Source organism: Micromonospora sp. SD12 (assembly GCF_052068495.1).
GTDB classification, from domain to species: Bacteria; Actinomycetota; Actinomycetes; order Mycobacteriales; family Micromonosporaceae; genus Micromonospora; species Micromonospora echinofusca.
On record NZ_JBQHDF010000006.1, the window covers coordinates 238,516 to 255,908 of the forward strand.

The 17,393-nt window shown below is 70.0% G+C and carries 13 protein-coding genes, 2 tRNA genes and 3 pseudogenes; 3 read left to right on the forward strand and 15 right to left on the reverse strand.

What is annotated here, in order from left to right:
- Positions 1-303: 303 nt before the first annotated feature.
- The 5 genes from ACTMS2_RS15280 to ACTMS2_RS15300 form a co-directional block, all read right to left on the reverse strand.
- On the reverse strand, positions 304-2,439 hold the full coding sequence (locus tag ACTMS2_RS15280) for a hypothetical protein (RefSeq protein ID WP_441175956.1): 2,136 nt from the start codon (positions 2,437-2,439) through the stop codon (positions 304-306).
- A gap of 139 nt (positions 2,440-2,578) precedes the next feature.
- Positions 2,579-2,651, reverse strand: a tRNA-Ala gene (locus ACTMS2_RS15285).
- Between the two features lie 548 nt (positions 2,652-3,199).
- Entirely contained in the window at positions 3,200-4,285 is a 1,086-nt protein-coding gene (locus tag ACTMS2_RS15290) for a serine hydrolase domain-containing protein (RefSeq protein WP_441176019.1), read from the reverse strand.
- Positions 4,286-4,725: 440 nt separating this feature from the next.
- Positions 4,726-5,790 carry a hemolysin family protein gene (locus ACTMS2_RS15295; RefSeq protein ID WP_441175957.1) on the reverse strand — a complete coding sequence of 355 codons (1,065 nt, stop codon included), beginning with the start codon at positions 5,788-5,790 and terminating at the stop codon, positions 4,726-4,728.
- Positions 5,787-7,157 carry a hemolysin family protein gene (locus ACTMS2_RS15300; protein WP_441175958.1) on the reverse strand — a complete coding sequence of 457 codons (1,371 nt, stop codon included), beginning with the start codon at positions 7,155-7,157 and terminating at the stop codon, positions 5,787-5,789. Before ACTMS2_RS15300 ends, ACTMS2_RS15295 begins: the two co-directional genes overlap by 4 nt.
- Before the next feature lie 511 nt (positions 7,158-7,668).
- Between ACTMS2_RS15300 and ACTMS2_RS15305 the strand changes: the two genes are divergently transcribed.
- Positions 7,669-8,718: a sporulation protein gene (locus ACTMS2_RS15305; RefSeq protein ID WP_441175959.1), complete on the forward strand. Its 1,050-nt coding sequence runs from the start codon at positions 7,669-7,671 to the stop codon at positions 8,716-8,718.
- Positions 8,719-8,823: 105 nt separating this feature from the next.
- A complete protein-coding gene (locus ACTMS2_RS15310; protein WP_441175960.1) occupies positions 8,824-9,045 on the forward strand; it encodes a hypothetical protein in 222 nt (73 codons plus the stop codon).
- A gap of 330 nt (positions 9,046-9,375) precedes the next feature.
- On the opposite strand, the gene ACTMS2_RS15315 is transcribed toward ACTMS2_RS15310, so the two are convergent.
- The 10 genes and pseudogenes from ACTMS2_RS15315 to ACTMS2_RS15360 all read right to left on the reverse strand — a co-directional run bounded on the left by ACTMS2_RS15315 (position 9,376) and on the right by ACTMS2_RS15360 (position 16,530).
- Positions 9,376-9,708, reverse strand: a complete 333-nt coding sequence (locus ACTMS2_RS15315) for a hypothetical protein (protein WP_441175961.1) — start codon at positions 9,706-9,708, stop codon at positions 9,376-9,378.
- Positions 9,709-10,529: 821 nt separating this feature from the next.
- Positions 10,530-10,751 (reverse strand): annotated as a pseudogene (locus tag ACTMS2_RS15320) (ISL3 family transposase); the annotation flags it as partial.
- An 11-nt stretch (positions 10,752-10,762) separates the two neighbouring features.
- Positions 10,763-11,422 carry a response regulator gene (locus tag ACTMS2_RS15325; RefSeq protein ID WP_441175962.1) on the reverse strand — a complete coding sequence of 220 codons (660 nt, stop codon included), beginning with the start codon at positions 11,420-11,422 and terminating at the stop codon, positions 10,763-10,765.
- Positions 11,419-12,576, reverse strand: coding sequence for a sensor histidine kinase (locus ACTMS2_RS15330; protein WP_441175963.1), 1,158 nt, complete (start codon positions 12,574-12,576; stop codon positions 11,419-11,421). Before ACTMS2_RS15330 ends, ACTMS2_RS15325 begins: the two co-directional genes overlap by 4 nt.
- Complete coding sequence (locus ACTMS2_RS15335) at positions 12,573-13,409, reverse strand: lysostaphin resistance A-like protein (RefSeq protein WP_441175964.1); 837 nt, start codon at positions 13,407-13,409, stop codon at positions 12,573-12,575. Before ACTMS2_RS15335 ends, ACTMS2_RS15330 begins: the two co-directional genes overlap by 4 nt.
- 445 nt (positions 13,410-13,854) lie before the next feature.
- Positions 13,855-14,718, reverse strand: a complete 864-nt coding sequence (locus tag ACTMS2_RS15340; protein ID WP_441175965.1) for a hypothetical protein — start codon at positions 14,716-14,718, stop codon at positions 13,855-13,857.
- Between the two features lie 29 nt (positions 14,719-14,747).
- On the reverse strand, positions 14,748-15,131 hold the full coding sequence (locus ACTMS2_RS15345) for a PadR family transcriptional regulator (RefSeq protein ID WP_441175966.1): 384 nt from the start codon (positions 15,129-15,131) through the stop codon (positions 14,748-14,750).
- A gap of 235 nt (positions 15,132-15,366) precedes the next feature.
- Positions 15,367-15,583: pseudogene (locus ACTMS2_RS15350) on the reverse strand (hypothetical protein); the annotation flags it as partial.
- A 211-nt stretch (positions 15,584-15,794) separates the two neighbouring features.
- Positions 15,795-16,148 carry a nuclear transport factor 2 family protein gene (locus ACTMS2_RS15355; RefSeq protein ID WP_441175967.1) on the reverse strand — a complete coding sequence of 118 codons (354 nt, stop codon included), beginning with the start codon at positions 16,146-16,148 and terminating at the stop codon, positions 15,795-15,797.
- A gap of 298 nt (positions 16,149-16,446) precedes the next feature.
- Positions 16,447-16,530: transfer RNA gene (locus tag ACTMS2_RS15360), tRNA-Leu, on the reverse strand.
- A 221-nt stretch (positions 16,531-16,751) separates the two neighbouring features.
- On the opposite strand from ACTMS2_RS15360, the pseudogene ACTMS2_RS15365 reads away from it, so the two are divergent.
- A pseudogene (locus ACTMS2_RS15365) lies at positions 16,752-17,201 on the forward strand (tetratricopeptide repeat protein); the annotation flags it as partial.
- Positions 17,202-17,393 lie beyond the last annotated feature (192 nt).

The window sequence follows — 17,393 nt, forward strand, 5'->3', positions numbered from 1 at the left end:
TACAGCGGCCGCCTCTGCTGGTGGTGAGCAGGTCCGCCAACCGGTACGCCCATCGCGTGTCCCGGTCGGCAGCCGGGGCCCCGCCGCTCTGGCGGGTCTGCACCGATCGGATGGGTGGCACGACCGACCTGTAGCCGTTCAGCCGCAGGTAGTCGCCATGGTGGTAAGCAGCGTGCTGGCGGGCGCCAAGGATCGAATCTGCGTACATCACCGCCGGCCGCCCTCGCCCGTCGCGGGCGTCCACGTCGGCACTCGCCAGCAGGAGCGTGTAGCCACCACACGGAGCCCCTGCCTCGCTGAACCTCAGTCCCGCGGTCCCGGGTCGAGCATCCAGTGCTCCGTCGTGGTCCAGCCGAGCAGCCGTCGGCCGGTGCCCGCCCTGCCGTCCGCGTCGAACTTTCCACCGCTGATCACGTGCGCGAGTCCGGTCACGGCCGGCGCTAGCCGGGTTCGCACGTGGTCTGGCTGGGTGGCCAACCGCTTCTCGGCGTAGGCCGCGAAGGCCTTCTGCCCCTCCCAGGAGGACAGCGACAGGAAGAACAGCATTTGCCGCCACGCGTACGCGGTGTTCTTGACGGTGCCCAGCGGCCGAGGGTTGTGGTGGATACGCGCCGTCAGCCGCAGCACCGTATCCATGCACCGCTTCGCTAGGTGCGTCGAGGGCAGGTCGATGCCGAGCTCGGCGATCGTGGCCAGGTTGTGCGTGGTCATAATCTGCGCCTGCTCGATGATGATCCCGTTGGCCGCGACGTTCAACCACGACCGCTTACCGGAGGCGCCGGCCCGGTCGCGGCACAGGTGATCGAAGGCGTCCGAGGTCCGAGTACGCCGGATCAGCCGCCTGCTGGTGTCGTCGATCGCGGCGATGGCCGGGTAGTCGATGTCGTAGTACCGCGCGTACAGGCTGTCCGCGAGCCGCCGGCCAGCGAGTTTGGCCGCCTGGAGGAACTTCGCCGAGAACGTGCCCATGAAGATGTCGGCCGCGAGCTCCTCGACCCACGGCAGCTGCAGGCTCGCCTGCTTCGACAGCGTCGACAGTTCCCCGACGAGCGGGTTGGGCAAGACCGTGGCCGGGAACCCGCAGACCGCGGCGGAGGCCAGCCGGACCAGGGTGCGACGCGCCTGGTTGCGGGTGTCGCTGGTGTCGGTCCGGGCGGACGCGACCGCCTGGACCCAGGGCAGCTCGGCCACGCGCACCTGGTGCTGCAGGTTCAGCAGCAACAGGGACCGGCGATTCCGGAAGGCACGGTACGTGGCGTCCATCAGAATGCGCAGGGCCGGGTCCGGGTACGCCGAAGCCGCAGTCGCCGCCGCCAACCGCGGGGTGAGCCGTGCCAGCTCCTCCGCCGAGGCGATGACGCCGCGGTCGATCAGCTGCTCCAGGGTTCCGGCGGCGGCGCGGGTGACGACGCGGGCGACGGGGCGTGGTGTCGGCCAGCCCGCCACCACACCCTCCGGGTGGGCCTCGTCAGCGTCGACTGGGCGTAGCACGTGGTCGACGTCGCCGATCCCGATGTCCTGAGGTAGGCCGGCCAGCCGGGCGGCGACCAACTGCGCCAGCTGATGGTGGCGGGGCCGCGCCGCCTCGCGGGCCTGCTGCTCGCGTAGCGCGGTGTGCTCGGGGCTGCCCGGCTGGCCGCGCTTGCGCAGCATCGCATCCACCGCGCTTTGGACCAGGCCACGCTCCCGTGGCGTCAGCTCCGCTCCGGCCACGCGTCGCTCCAGCGCGGTTCGCAGTACGCCGATGCTGCCCTTCGGGTTGCGATGCTTGCTGCAGAGGGTGTGCTCGGCGGTGAGCTGCTGGTAGCGGGCCAGCAGCTGCACGGCTCGCGGCAGCCAGCCGTCCAGCGTCACCGCGCCGATCCGGCCGCCGTCACGGGTCTCGCACCACAACGTCAGCAACTCGTCGGCGAACGGATTCCACACCGTCAGCGCCTCGCGCATCGTCTCGATCTGCGCATTCGGCTGCCGCTGCTCCAGGATCCGGCGCACGTCGCCCGCCGTCTGCCGATACACGACGTCCGGGTCGCCGGCGCGCTGATCGCTCGGAGCCGGGGTGAACCGCAGCCGTTCGGCGAACGGTGCGATCTCCTCCAGAACGCCCAAGGCGGCGTCGCGCCCGCCAGCGCGCAGCAACCACGCCACCACCGGCAGCGCCGTCTCCTCCGCGTACTCCACCCGGTAGCGGCCGCTGTCGAGCAGCTCGCCCAGCTCTTCCAATCCCGCGTCGGTCAACCAGGACCAAAACAACGCCCGGCGGTCGGCGGGCAGGCCCAGCCGCTGCGCCCGGTCGGTCTCGTCCGGGCGCAGCGGACCGCCCGCCGCCGGCTCCCCGGTCGCGAACCCACCGTGGACCACCTGCGGCGTCACCCATGCCGGCAGACCTCTCACCGGGGTACGCGAACCGATGTCCAGCCCTCCCCCGGCCATCCCGTCCACGACCTGCTGCCAGCGGCGTACCCGCAGCTCCGCCCGCTGACGGGTGGCCTCGTCCTCATGCGTCCCGGCGGTCGTCAGGGCACGCGCCAGCTGGCCCAGGGGGAAGCCCACGCCGACGCGGATGTCGTTGTCGCTCACGCCAGCGTGGCGGGCCCCGCCCCCGCGCCCTCCGGGATGCAAGCCCGGTGCTCTCCTCACTGAGCTACACGCTGATGCCGCGAGACACTACGCAAGTCACCGCCGCATACGCACCCGAGATCCGAAGCAGCGAGAACCCACCGTCGCAATCCAACTCTCGCCAATGCTGATGGCGGAGGCGGAGGCTGTGGCGGTCCACGTTTCTCGGCGACCGGACGGGCTAACCCCCGACCCCGTCCTGCCTCTGGTCAGCGTGGAACCGCCGAAGCGTGGTGGCGCTACCCCGCGTTGTCCAGCATCCTGGTCGCCGTGCTCGTCGTGCAACGTGTCCGGGTCCGCTGGGGTGCCCACGCCCGCGGGTCGACGCACGCTGTGCGAACGTCGGTTGGTCGCGGAGGTGTTTGAACTTCCGCCGCTACCGGCGGGCGAGATGCTCGTCGTGCACGATGTTCTGGCTGACGAGGCTGACGGCTACCGGTCTGCGTCGTCCGTCGGTTCGGGGGTCCGAAACGCAATCGGAACGCGGCACCCAGGCGATCCGGCCTGGCCGGAACGCCACGGCCCGGCCGTCCGGCAGCCACGACCGGAGTACGGTGCCGGTCGCGGCTGCCGGGCGACAGCGTCAGCGCTGCGGCAGTGGCCTGACCAGGGTCGGTGCGCCCGGCGCCGGGACGACCGCCGGTACCCTGGCGGCGGTGGCGGTCCGCGCCGCGACGGCGCTCTCACCGACCAGTGCCGTGTTCAGGAACCTCCCGACCGCCTCGCCGATCGGGTCCGGCGCGCCGGGCAGCGCGTAGTGCGTCACGTTCTGGGCGAGGCTCACCTGCCGCCGACCGTCCGGGGTGTGCAGCGAGATGGTGCTGTGTCCGAAGACCAGGCCGTCGTGCCCCCAGACGTCGCCGGTGGGCCAGGTCATCCGGTAGAGGCCGAGCCCGTAGCCGGCGGCCTCCGGCTGGGCCGGATCGAACGGCACGGTGGTCTTCATCGCGGCCAGTTGAGCCGGGCGGAGCAGCCGGCCACCGAGCAGCGCCCGGAAGAAGGTGTTCAGGTCGGCCATGGTCGAGACGAGCGCCCCGGCCGTCCAGGCCCAGGACATGTTGCTGACGCTGAAATCGCGCAGCTCGCCCTCGTACCACGGGACGTAGCCCCTGCTGTGCGGGCCGGCGATCCGGGGACGCACGCCGGGGAAGTACGTCTGCCGCAGCCCGAGCGGCCGGAGGATCCGCCGGTGCACCTCGTCGGTGGCAGACCGGCGGGTGACCCGCTCGATGATCAGCCCAGCCAGGATGTAGTTGGTGTTCGAGTAGGAGAAGGCCGCGCCCGGTGCCCCGGTCGACGGCTGACCGAGGCCGGCCCGGACGAGTTGGCGCGGCGTGAACGTGGTGGACCGGTGCCGCTCGATGTCCTCCGGGGTGGCGAAGATGACGTGGTCGTAGTCGCTGATCCCGCTGGTGTGATCGAGCAACATCCGGACGGTCACCCCGGCGACCGCGAACTCCGGAAGGTACCGGCCGATCGGGGCGTCCAGCGCGATCCGGCGCTCACCGACGAGTTGCAGCAGCGTGGCGGCCACGAAGGTCTTGGTGATGCTGCCGACCCGGTGCTGGAACCCGGGCAGCACCGGTCGACCGGTCGTCACGTCGGCCACCCCGCTGGCGCCCCGCCACCGGTCCCGTCCGTCGCGCGCCTCGGCGAACACACCGGGCATGCCGGCCTCGGTGATCGCGCGAAGGTCGGCGGTGAGCGCCGCGTCCGGCAGCGACCCGGCGGGCGGACGGCCGGCCGCGAGTGCCGGGCCGGCACCGGCCAGCAGGGGCGTCGCGAGTGCCGTACCGGTGGTGGCCAGCAGGAAACTGCGGCGTGACAGGTGCATGTCGCCTCCCGTGTGACGTAACTGCTGCTGATGGTGCCACGGGGCGCCAACCGGAAACGTCGGTCTATGGACCCATATCGGCCTCCCCACCGGGGATGACCCGGGGCCAGGTCGCCGAGGAGGGTGATCGATCCGTGCTCGCTGCGGCGAACGATGGGCATTGCCTGCGGGCGATACAGCGAATGGGGCACTGGATCCGCCCGCGAAGTGCGTAACGGCGTGGTCAACCCCGGTCCCAGGCAGCGACGAGTCGGCTCATGGGGGCGGGCATCGGGTCATGAGGGAACCATGGCGCGGTCGGTGGTGTGTTGGGTGGCGTCGCGGACCTCGCCGACGAGCTTCTCCACGATGTCCTCGAGCGCGGCCAGGCCGAGGATCTGGCCGGTCGGGTCGACGACGGTGGCGAGGTGGGCGCCGCGATGTTGCATGACGGTGAGCGCGTCGCGCAGGGGCTTGGTGGCGTCGAGGGTCGCGAGCGGGCGGATCAGCCCGGGGTCGAGAGGCTCGTCGTGCTGTTCCGTTGGCAGTCCGAGGATGTCCTTGACGTGGACGTACCCGGTGAGCCCACCCTGCGGGTCGGTGAGCGGGAAACGGGAGTATCCGGTTGCCGCGCACTGGCGTTCGAGCTCCGCGGCGGTGGTGTCCTGGGGCAGGGTGATGAGTGAGGCCAGTGGGAGCGCAACGGTGGCGGCGGTCTGGTCGTTGAAGGACAGCGCGCCGGTGAGCAGGTCGTGCTCCTGCTGGTCGATCAGTCCTTCCTGACGGGACTGGGCGATGAAGCCGGCGATCTCCTCGTTGGTGAAGGTGGAGGTCACCTCGTCCTTCGGAGTGACGCGGAGAAGCCGCAGGACGGCGTTGGCGATCTGGTTGAGCAGCCAGATCAGCGGACGCAGGACGGTGACGATGCCGTAGAGCACAGGCCCGAGGACCAGGGCGGAGCGTTCGGGACCGGCGAGCGCGATGTTCTTGGGCACCATCTCGCCGAGCACCATGTGCAGGAACACCACGATCGCCAGGGCGATGGTGAACGCGATGGGATGCAGCAGCGCCTCGGGTACGCCAGCGGCGGCGAAGGGCTTCTCCAGCAGGTGCGCCACGGCGGGTTCGCCGATCGCGCCGAGGCCGAGGGAGCAGACGGTGATGCCGAGTTGCGCGCCGGCCATCATCAGGGAGACGTTCTCCATCGCCCGCAGGGTGATCCGGGCGATGGACGAACCGGCCGCGACGCGCGGTTCGATCTGCGTACGGCGGGCGGAGATCAGGGCGAACTCCGCCCCGACGAAGAAGGCGTTACCGGCCAGCAGCGCCACGGCCAGCAGGATCGCGGTGAGGTCGCTCATGACCGGGCTTCCTCGCTCGGGTGGTTGTCGGTACGACGCAGGGTGAGCCGGTCGACCCGGCGGCCGTCGAGCCGGGTGACGGTGAGTTCGGCGTGGGTCGGGGTCGGCAGACCGTCCGGGTCGGAATGGTTCCGGTCGGCGACGGGCACGGTGATGGTGTCGCCGACCTGCGGGAAGCGGCCGAGGTGCTCGGTCACGAGGCCGCCGAGGGTGTCGGTGTCCCGCGCTTCCGGCAGGTCGAGGCCGATCAGCCGGGACGCCTCGTCGGGGCGCAGCAGGCCGGACAGGGTCCATGTCCCGTCGGCGGCGCGGTGGTGGCGACGGTGGGGGGCGTCCTGCTCGTCGGCGATTTCACCGACGATCTCCTCGACGAGGTCCTCCAGCGTGACGATGCCGGCCGTGCCGCCGTACTCGTCGACGACGGCCGCCATCTGTAGTCCCTGCTCGCGCAGGACAGCCAGCAGCGGGTCCAGCGGCATGGTCTCGGGCACCTCGGGCAGGCCAGACATGATCGTCCGGACCGGCTGCGTGGACCGCTGTGCCGTGGGCACTGCGAGGGCGTGCTTGAAGTGCACCGCGCCGACGACGTCGTCGACGCCGGTGCCGGTGGCCGGGAATCGGGCGTGCCCGGTGCCGGCGGCGAGGGCCAGGACCTCCGCTGCGGGCGCGTCGGCGGAGACGAACCGCACGCGGGTACGCGGGGTCATGACGTCGGCCGCCGTACGCTCGCCGAAGTCGATCGAACGCGCGACCAGTTCGGCGGTCCGCGCGTCGAGGGTGCCCTCGCGGCGCGATCGGCTGACCAGCGAGGCGAGTTCCTGCGGGGACCGCGCCGAGGCCAGCTCCTCGGTCGGTTCGACGCCCATCAGGCGCAGGATCCGGTTGGCGGTGCCGTTGAGGAAACGGATCAGCGGGCCGGCGCCGGTGGTGAAGCCGCGCTGCGCCCCGGCGACGGCGCGGCCGACGCGCAGCGGTTCGGAGATCGCCCAGTTCTTCGGTACGAGTTCACCGAAGACCATCTGGAAGCCCGTCGCCAGAGCCAGCGCCAGCGTCACCGACACCGCGGTCACCGCGGAGTCGGACAGGCCGGTGAGCCCGAGCGGGCCGCGCAGCAGCGTGGCCAGGGACGGCTCGGCCAGGAACCCGACGACCAGACTGGTCACCGTGATGCCCAGTTGCGCCCCGGACAACTGGGTGGACAACGTTCGCAACCCCGCCAGTAGTCCGGCGGCGCGGCGGTCGCCGTCCTGCGCCCGGCGCTCGACCGTCGCCCGGTCGACCGTGACGAAGGCGAACTCCGCGGCCACGAACAGCGCATTCGCCGCGATCAGCAGGACCGCGACGGCCAGCAACAGCCACTCGGTCACCAGCACGCCACCTTCCGGACCTCGGATTGGTTAGGACTGGGAGGCTCACCGTCGCGGGACATGCCGGCCAGGTTAGGCAGGCATTCTGAGACGTTTCTGTGTGCTCACCGCCACGCCGGAGCTGGGGAACACCGCGCGGTGAGAGGTCGCGCTTCGCCTGAAGGCGAGCAGGCGTCGGCTGCCCGTTGCGCCAGATCGTTGGTGTAGACGGCACCCGACCGCCGATCCGGTGGTGCTCCGGGGGGGCCGGTAGAGGGAGGCGTCAAACAGGCCGTGGTGGCTATGGCGTGCAGGTCACGCTGGTGTTCGTGTTGGTGTTGGTGAACACGGCACCACCCAGGAGTAACGGTGCGGATGCACTCAGCTACTTCTCAGGTGGCGTTGGTATTTTCCCGGCGCTGTGATTTCCATTATGGACGTCGCTGATCTCGTTGCGGCACAAGGGTTCTATGCGGAAGTTCCACCGGATCTGCGGTTGTCGCGCGTTCGGTGGTCGTCGAGGGAGAGGTTCGTGGTGTTCAAGAAGATGCTGGGCGCGTTCGGGGTGGGCGGCCCCAGCGTCGATACGGTCCTGTCCAATCCGAGCACCCGCCCTGGCCTGATGCTGGGCGGGCAGGTGAACCTGACCGGCGGCAGCCACGATGTGGAGATCGACCACATCACTGTCGGCCTGGTCACCCGGGTGGAGATGGAGGGCGTGGAGGAGGAGTACGACGCCCTCGTCGAGTTCCATCGCGTTCAGGTCGCGGGTGGCCTGCACCTGCGCGAGGGGCAGCGGCAGTCCTTGCCGTTCCAGGTGGCGATGCCGTGGGAGACCCCGGTGACCGACCTGCACGGGCAGCACCTGCACGGCATGACCATGGGCCTGCGCACCGAGGTGGCCATTCGTGGCGCCGTCGACAAGGGCGACCTCGACCCGGTGTCCGTGCACCCACTGCCGGTGCAGGAACGCATCCTGGAGGCCTTCGGCCGGCTCGGCTTCGGGTTCAAGGGCGCCGACCTGGAGCGCGGGCACATCTCGGGCCTGCACCAGGGTCTGCCGTTCTACCAGGAGATTGAGTACTACGCCGCCCCGCAGTACGCCCACGCCGTCAACGAGGTCGAGCTGACCTTCGTCGCAAACGAGCACGGCGTGGACGTCGTGCTCGAGTTCGACAAGCGCGGCGGATTGTTCACCGGCGGCCACGACTCGTTCGGCCGCTACCACGCCGCGCACGCCGACGCCGACCGCGTCGACTGGGCCGCGCAGGTCGACGGCTGGGTCCGCCAGGCCCTCGACGGCTACCAGAGCCTGCACGGCGGCCACGGCTACGCCCCGCCCGCCCAGGGCTACGGCGCGCCGGGCTACCCGCCTCCGCCGCCCGGCTACGGGCACGCCGCATACGGCCACCCAGGCGGCCACTACAAGGAGGAACACCACGAGCGGCACGGTGGCCCCGGCATGGGTGCCGTCGCCGCAGGCGTGGTCGGCGGCGCCGCGCTCGGTTTCGCCGGCGGCATGGTCGCCGACGAGGTCTTCGACTCCTTCGGCGACGACGAGGGCGACGACGAGGAGGCGTGAACCGCCCGTGTCCACAGTGGATACACGCACCCGCTCCATGATCTAATTCAGCAGGTTTGTCCATAGCCAGTCGGATTGCCCGACCGGCACTTCGAAGGAGTGTGCATGCCCGTCACCGCCGACCTCACCAAGCTGGTCGACAAGACCTACCAGGACAAGACCCTCACCGAGATCGTCGACGCCCCGGTGTCCGCCCTCGCCGGGGTCAGCGACGGCGACGCCAAGCTGCTCAAGGACGCCTTCAACATCACCACCGTCGGCGACCTCGGCCGCAACCCGTACTTCCGCACCGCCAACGCCCTGGTCGCCCTCGCCGGCGGCAAGTAGTTCCCTCGCGGCGTGGTGCCGGGCTTCCGGCGCCACGCCGCATGGTGTGGGTGTGCGCTACCGGCCCGGCCGTCGCCTCGGGCTTCGCGTCCCACGTGCGGCGAGCACTTCCCGGCCCGAGCGAGCCGACGGCTGCGCAGGCGGTCGGATTCAGGTGGCCAGGACAGCGACGATCGCGAGGTAGTTGCCCGGCAGCAGGACACCCTCGAAGCCCACTCGACCCCAGCCGCGAGGTTGGCGACCAGCATGCCGGCGAGGACGACGGCGGTCATGAACACACCCGCGGCAATAACGAAGAGCTCAGCCAGGATCAACTTGCAGGCGGCAGTATCAGCCGGGCGGAGGCGGACACTCGAGGACTGCGATCGAGTTTCCGGCGGACAGCCGCAGGTGCGGATGTCCGGAGAAGATCTGAACTGCCTCATCGTGCGAGTCCGCCTCCACGATGGTGTAGCCAGTCATGGCGTCGGTAAAATCCTCGACCCCCTGCGCCGTGACCAGCCTCTTCGCGTTCAACGGAGCGCCGGGATCGATGAGAGCTTTCTCGTTGGCCTGCGCCCATGACGCCCAGGCGTGGATGAACTCGGTTTGCTGCTGTTCGGTGAGTTCGGCCCTGCTGACCTCATCAGCCGCGCCGTTGAAGAGTGCAAGGAATCTACCCATCCCCGCATGGTACTGGCGTGCTGCTCATGCCGCCGATCCTTGATCACGATCTCCGGTTGGAGTACTAAGCGCACCCGGGTGGCGGACTGCTTGTCGGTCAAGCGCGCCCGAGAGATGGAGGCCCTCGGCTTCCTGCAAATCAGCATGGCCTCGACCGAGAAGGTCTCCTGGAACGGCGGATTCGGCATCGTCAGCTGACCCACTCTCCCGCAGTCTCCTGCGGCGCCCTCACTACACCGTGAGTTCGGTACAGCTCATTAACCGACGTCCCGTCTCGGCATCGGGACGTGGCGGACGCGAAGCCAGCAGCAACCTCAAGGACACCCCTGACTTCATCGCCGACCGCCCATCTGTGTCCGGATCGCTGCCCGTACCTGAAGGGCGGCGGCTCGACCAGGCAGCAGTCGGTATCACGCTAACGGCTCTCGAAGTGTTGCTACCGGCGCCTTTCCTCAGAGGTCGCGGCCGGACCGAGTGCCAGCGGCCTTTGCGCCGGTCGGGACGAGATGGGCTTAGCAATCCTCACGAAATGATGTTGGGCGTATCCTCAGAACGTAAGAATCGTTCTGTCTGAACGTGAGGAGGGCGAGTACGTGCACGTCCTCTGCTCCGACGAGCCGGCCCAGGTGCAGTCATACATCGGCATCATGAGCCGATTCGTGGCGGGCCTCCCCTGGCGGAAGCTGAGCGCGCATGATTTCGTTGTCGGCCAAGGGTTTGGCGACCGGTGAGATTCAGGCCCACCCCGGCTGAGGTGTATGGCGCGGACGTGTTCGGGCAACGATTCCGTCGATCAGTGACAAGGTCTTCATGCAGATGTGGCGCAAATCGGCGCGTCGCGTGTCAGCGTTACGGTCGGGCAGCACGTCCACCAGCCGCCGTGTTTGAGCATCGATCAGCACGGGCGCGTAGCGGCTGCGTCGCCGCAGCGCGAAATCATCCACGCCCAGCATCCGTGGGACCACAGGCGCGGCATACGGTATCCGCAGCAGCGCCCGGATCGGGGAATGCCGCGATAGCGGCACCGCCAGCGCCGACAGGAGTAGCGGCCACCTCAGGTCACCAGGCCCCGACGGTACGCATACACCACGGCTTGCACCCGGTCGCGCAGGTCGAGCTTGGTGAGGATGCGGGACACGTACGTCTTGACCGTCTCCTGGCTGATCACCAGGGCCGCGGCGATCTCGCTGTTGGACAGGCCCTCCGCGATGAGGCGGAGCACCTCCGTCTCGCGCGGGGTCAGCGCGCCGCTGTTCGGGTCGCCTTCGGCCGGGCGGATGCGGGCCGCGTAGCGGCCCACCAGCTGCCGGGTCACCTCTGGGGCCAGCAGCGCGGCGCCCGTCGCGACTGTGCGGATGCCGTGGAGCAGTTGCGCCGGTGGGGCGTCCTTGAGCAGGAAGCCGCTGGCACCCGCACGCAGTGCCTCGTAGACGTACTCGTCGAGGTTGAACGTCGTCACCACGAGGACCTTCACCGGCTCGGGGACCCCGGCGCCGGCCAGCAGGCGGGTCGCCTCGATGCCGTCGAGCACCGGCATCCGGACGTCCATCACCACCACGTCCGGCCGCAGACGAGCGGCCAGGTCGACCCCCGCGCGCCCGTCGCCGCACTCGCCGACGATTTCCATGTCGGGCTGGGCGTCGATGATCGTCGCGAATCCGGCGCGGATCAGCTCCTGGTCGTCGCAGACCAGCACCCGGATCGGCGCGGTCACGACGGGTACCCGGCCGGGATCCGGGCCCGCACGAGGAAGCCGCCGCCGGTCTGCGCGCCAGCGCTGAAGTCGCCACCGAGGGCGGTGACCCGCTCGCGGAGCCCGGAGAGGCCGCGCCCGCTGCCGCCCGGGGACGCGCTGGCGGATCCGGAGCCGTCGGTGCTGATCTCCACGGTCGTCTCCCTTTCCCCGTGGTGAAGGCGAACTTTGGTCCGGCTGCCGTGCGCGTGCTTCAGCGCGTTCGTCAGCGCCTCCTGCACCACCCGGTACGCCGCCTCCTCGGCGCTGCCGGTGGCCGTCGTCGGCGTGCCCTCCCGGACGAACTCGACCGGCTGCCCGGCCTGCCGGGAATGGTCGACGAGGGTGTCCAGGTCGCCGACGGACGGCGTACGAGGGTCGCCTTCGTTGTGATCCGGGTTGAGCAGGTCGAGCAGCTGCCGCAGGTCGCCGACGGCCCGGCGGCCGGTGCCGGTGATCGCGGTCAAGGCCTGGTCCAGCTTGTCCGGGGCGCCCGTCAGGTAGCGTGCCGCCTCGGCCTGCACGACCATCGCCGTCACGTGGTGGGTGACGACGTCGTGCAGCTCCCGGGCGATGCGCGTGCGCTCCGCAGTGCGGGTGGCCTGCTCGACATGGCGGCGGCGTTCCGCCTCGGCGGCCCGGTTCTGGCGCAGCCACGCCCCGATGCCCCACGCGAGCGCCAGCAACAGGTAGAAGGTGGTGAACCCGGCGACGCCCTCACCCGATCCGAGCCGGTCGAGGGAGATCGCCAGGGGCACGTACGCCGCCGAGGCGAGACCCGCGACGACCCAGCGGTGCCGCTCCAGGTGGGCGCCGGCGCTGATGAGCGCGATGGCCAGTCCCGTACCCGCGATGGTGTGGTAGCCGCGGAGCTGGTCGATCGCGAAGCCGAGCGACACCAGCCCGAGGCAGACGGCCGGCCACCGACGGCGTACGGCCAGCGGCAGGCACTCCAGGGCGACGACGCCGACGGTCAGCGCGTCGTACGGGCGGTCCGGGAGGTCACCGAGCTGCGTACCCTGCCGCTCCAGGGCCGGGACCACCGCCGCGAGGGCCAAGGCCAGCGCGAACGGGAGGTCCCGGACCGTGATCGGCCACTGCCGCCACAGATCCGGGAGCCTCCGGAACTTGCTCACTGGGACACCGTAGCGGTTGCCGGGGCCTGAGCCTTGCGACCGCGGCGCGGGACGATGCGCCCGCGGCGCTTGGCCAGCCACAGGAACACCACGGTCAGCACCACGCCGGCCAGCACCGCGTACAGGCTGCCCTCCGGCCCGAAAGCGCCGCCACTGAGCGCGACCGGCCCCGACGTCGAGGCCTCAAGCAGCCCCTTCGACTCGCCGTTACCCGACACGGCGACGCTGAAGATGCCGCCGGCGGCGAAATTCCAGCCGAAGTGCAGGCCGATCGGGACCCACAGGTTCCGGGTGGCGGCGTAACAGGCGGCCAGCATGAACCCGGCCTCGATCGCGATGGCGGTCGCCCCCCACAGGCTGGCGTCCGGGTTCACCAGGTGCATCGCGCCGAACACCACGCCGGTCAGGGCGAGAGCTACCCAGGTGCCCGTACGCTCCTCGATGATCCGGAACAGCACCCCCCGGAACAGCAGCTCCTCGGCGACCGCGATGGCCGCCATGAGCCCGAGCAGACCCAGCGCTCGCGTCGGCGAACCCCAGCCCTCGACGTGGTAGCCGCCGAGGAACGCGATGTTGGCGATGACGGCCGCGAACATGGCGAAGCCGATGAGCGTCCCGCGGCCCAGCTTCCCGCCCCAACCGTCCTGGCCGAGCTCGGTCGGCTCACGGCGCTCGGTGCGCCGCACGACCAACCGATAGACGACCACGCCCAGCACCGCCGTCACAGCGCCGATCACCAAGGTGAGGAAGAAACTGCCCTCGACGGCGGCTATGCTCTGCCCGCCGACGAGAGCGACGACGGCGACGGCGAGAAGCTGTTTGACGAAGCGCATGATGACTCCTTCGCAGACCGCGACCGGAGCGCCGCGGACACAAAGAAACCTATGGAGTTCGGCCGCCACAATCGTCCCCGTGCGGTGGACACTTGCAGGTAGCTCGCATGGGGGACAAGACTCCCTCCGGAGTCCGGCAGTGGGACCTAGGTGACGTGCAGCGTGCTCATCTGAGCGGCACCGTCAGAGCCAGCCGTTGTCCCAGGCGGTGCGGAACACGTCCGCCCGGTTGGCCGGCGAGCACCATATCCACGAGCTCACGGCAACGGCCGCTGTGGCGGTGCACAGCAGCTGCTGGCACGGCATTTGCGGGAGGCGCGGAGTGCCGGCCCGGGTGCGTGAGAGATCAGCGACGCAGCCAACGACCATTGAAGAGCAGCCGAGTGCAGCTCCGTGTCGCTCTATTACGTCCGAACTGCCGCCCCTGCGGCGTGAAAGGTGTCGGTCAGGCGCGGGTGCGCTGACGCAGCCGGGTCGAAATGACCGCGCCGACTGCCATGAGGACCGCGACGACCAGGGACGGCAGGGCGTCGGGCCGGTGCAGCAGTTCCCCCGTCGACCCGGCTTTGCCCAGTTGGTAGAGCGTGCCCAGCAGGAGGGTGGGAACGACGGCAATCAGCAGTCGCTGGTCGGCCGTCGCCACCCACAGGAAGGCGACTACCCCGACTATCACCATGGTGGCGGCAACGATCTGCGAGCTCATGTCGACCCTGCGGAAGCCTTCCGCAGGGATCAGATGCAGGGCGAGTATGCCGGCGGTGACCAGAACGGCGTTGGCCCGGGGCGTCGGCGGCACGTCCGCCGGACGCCGCAGACCCACCATGATCAAAGGCGTGGCGACAACCGGTGCCCACCACTGCGGCAGGCCGTTGAGGAACAGGTACGGGGAGATTGCGGTCGGCACCACCACCGCAGCTACCACCAGGACGGCGGCGGTGCGGGTGCGGCCCGCGACGAGCGCCACCAGCGCCGCGATCACCATGACCGCGTAGATGCCCTGATCCCGCAGGACGGCCAGGGGGTCCAAGAATCCGCCGAACTGGAACGCCTCGACGAGGTCGTCCAGGCCGATGAGCGCACCCAGCGCCAGCACCGCCATGGCACCCAGGTGGATGCCCTGCCAGAGCAGCACGGCGGTGGGCCGGGCCGCGGTGCTGCCACCGTGCACCCGTAGGGCGCCCCGGATCAGCGAGGCCGTCTCCCGGACGCTGGGCCAGCGGCGGGTGGTCGGTTCCTCGCCGATCAACGTGTCGATCAGTTCGTCGGCACGTTCGCGGCGATAACCGGCCGGATAGGCCCGCAGCAGCATGCGGTAACGCTTCTCCAGAACATCAGAACTCATGCTGGTCTGATCCTCGCGATAGAAGGTTGATGGGTGCTTCCCTGCGGGAAGCTCCGGTGCGGCAGGCGATCCATGACCACCCGGGCGGCCCGGGCGAGCCGGTCGGCTTCCTCGGCGAGTACGCGGTGGCCCTCGTCGGTGAGCCGGTAGTAGCGGCGGGCACGCCCATTGACGATCTCTTCACCGTCAGCGGTGATGAGCCCCTCGCCGAGCAGCCGATCGATCACCGAGTACAGCGAGCCGGCAGCGAGTGTCACCCGCCCATCAGACAGCTCAGTCACCTGCTTGATCACGGCATACCCGTGGAGAGGGCCACCGAGTAGGGCAGCAAGGACGAAGTACGACGGTTCCCGCAGCGCGGGACGCGAAGTCGATCGCATGGTGCCGAATATACAAGCAACATGAATATCTAAGCAAGGTGACCGTATGCCCTCGCCGACCCACCTGAACGTCCCCAATAGACGCGCACGCCGGACGTCCGGGGCGCGCACCACCCCGGCACGACATCGAGTGACCAGCCTCGTGCGCGGGTCTGCCGCAGACAAGGCGCGAGGTCGGCGCCCCTCACTGCTCGGTAAATACCAGCGCAGACAACGTTCGGCAGCCGAAAGAACCGTGCTCGTCGAGTTCCGGCAGGGTGTGGCGGGTAAGAACGCGTGCGTCCTCCGGGGCGCAGGAGAAGTAGATCTTGTTGCGGGCGTTGGCCGAGGCGGCGGCGAGGAGATCTTTGGGAACTGGGCAAGGTCCTGGTGGGACAGCACGAGGGACAGCCGGCACAGCGGGCTTCGGCGAGCATGGTGTCCAGGGAGTTGGCGAGGGGTGACAAATTCCGGGTGAAAGTCGGCCCGCAGCGCCCTGGCAGAAGAAGGTCAACCGCCGCTCACGCCCGCATCCGCGCCATCGGTGAACGCGCCAACGCCACCTCCAAAACCTGAAAGTCCTGACAAAGCTGCGCTGCTACCCACGCCGCGCCACCGATCGTGCACTCCATCCTCGTCCTTCATCACCTCGAGAACGCGGTACACCGCAGTTGAAAAGGCTCCCTAGACCGGGACGAAGGTGGCGGCCAACACCCGCCAGTTGCCGTCCTCACGCACCCAAAGTCGGGTGTAGCGCAACCGCGCGGACATAGCGACACCGCCCTGAACGGCATCCACCGCAGCGACCATGCGAGTCACCCCAGTCTGACCGTCATCCTGGACGCCGAGCGACTCCTCCACCAGCCTGGTGATTCGCAGTGCACCGGAGCGATAGCTCTCCAAGTCGTCTTCCTTCGTAAAGACCGTGCCGTCCGGTCCGGCACCCACCACCTGCGGGTGCAGTAGCACGTCGAGGGACTCGACGTCGGCAGCGCGCTGGGCGGCTTGGAGTTGCCGTTCCGCGGTGCGGAGATCCATCCACCGATCCTCCGCAGCGCGCCGCAACAAGACAAGCGGGTTCGCTCGCGGCAGAACCCTGCTGGAGACCCGCCAGGACGCCGTCGCTTCCGGAACCGCCACGGACCCGGTGCCGACCTCGCGGGCACGGCGACCGCTCTCCATGCGCAGGCGACCTCGTGCACGCCCTGCGAGACGCCGAGCCGGAACACAAGCTGAAGGTCTACCGCAGCCTCGGGCTGCACCTGTCGTACGACCCGGAAACACGAACGGTGCGGGCAAGTGTTGACCTTGCCGCGCACCGTTGGGATTCGGTTCGTGTCCGAGGGGGGACTTGAACCCCCACGCCCTATACGGGCACTAGCACCTCAAGCTAGCGCGTCTGCCATTCCGCCACCCGGACCTGCTCGTCCAGCCTACCGTGTCGACCAAGGCGGTCTTCCGCCCGTCGGCCGCCCTGGTGGGCCGCACGGGGAGTTACTGTACACGCCCGGGGTGGATCATGCACATCGGCTTCCGGCGGTTGGACCGACGCAGGTCGGAAGGCGTCTCGCCCCGGGCGAACCGTGGCAAACCGGAGGGGCTGGGTAGCGTCCGACGGGCCTCACGCGGCAGCATGGCCACGTGTCCCATCCCTCCCCCCTGGCCGCCGTGCAGCACCGGGCCCTCGCCCTGCGCGCCGCGGGCGATCTCCATTCCGCCCGTCGACTGCTCAACGACGCCGTCGGCTCCGCCCGACCGCCGTACGGCAAGGACCACCCGGATGTGCTGAGCACCGCGCACCTGCTGGCCCGCCTGCACCGGGAGGCGGACGACCCGGGTGCCGCGCGGCGCGTGCTGGAGGAGGCGTTCGCCGCAGGCGAGCGGCTCTGGCCGCCGTCCGACCCGCTGATGCTGGCGCTCTCCTTCGAGCTGGCCGCGGTGGCGGACGAGCTGGGCAACCGGCACGAGGCCCGCCGCAACTACACCCGCGTCGCCACCCTGGGGCCCGCCGTGCTCGGCGTCGACCACCCGGCGGTACGCACGGCACGGCAGTACCTCGGCGACGCCGCTCCCGCCCCTCAGCCCGCACCCGTCGCGCGGCCCGACATGTCTGCGCTCTCCGAGCCAACGATGTCGCTGGCGGTCCTCTCCACCACCTGGCGGCCGCACGAGCCGGCCGCCGTCGGCCCCCCGCAGCCGCCGGCCGCGCGCCCGACGCCGCCCATCGCGAGCGGCCCGCCGGCCACACCGGCACCCCCGCACACTCCGCCGATCCCGCCGCCA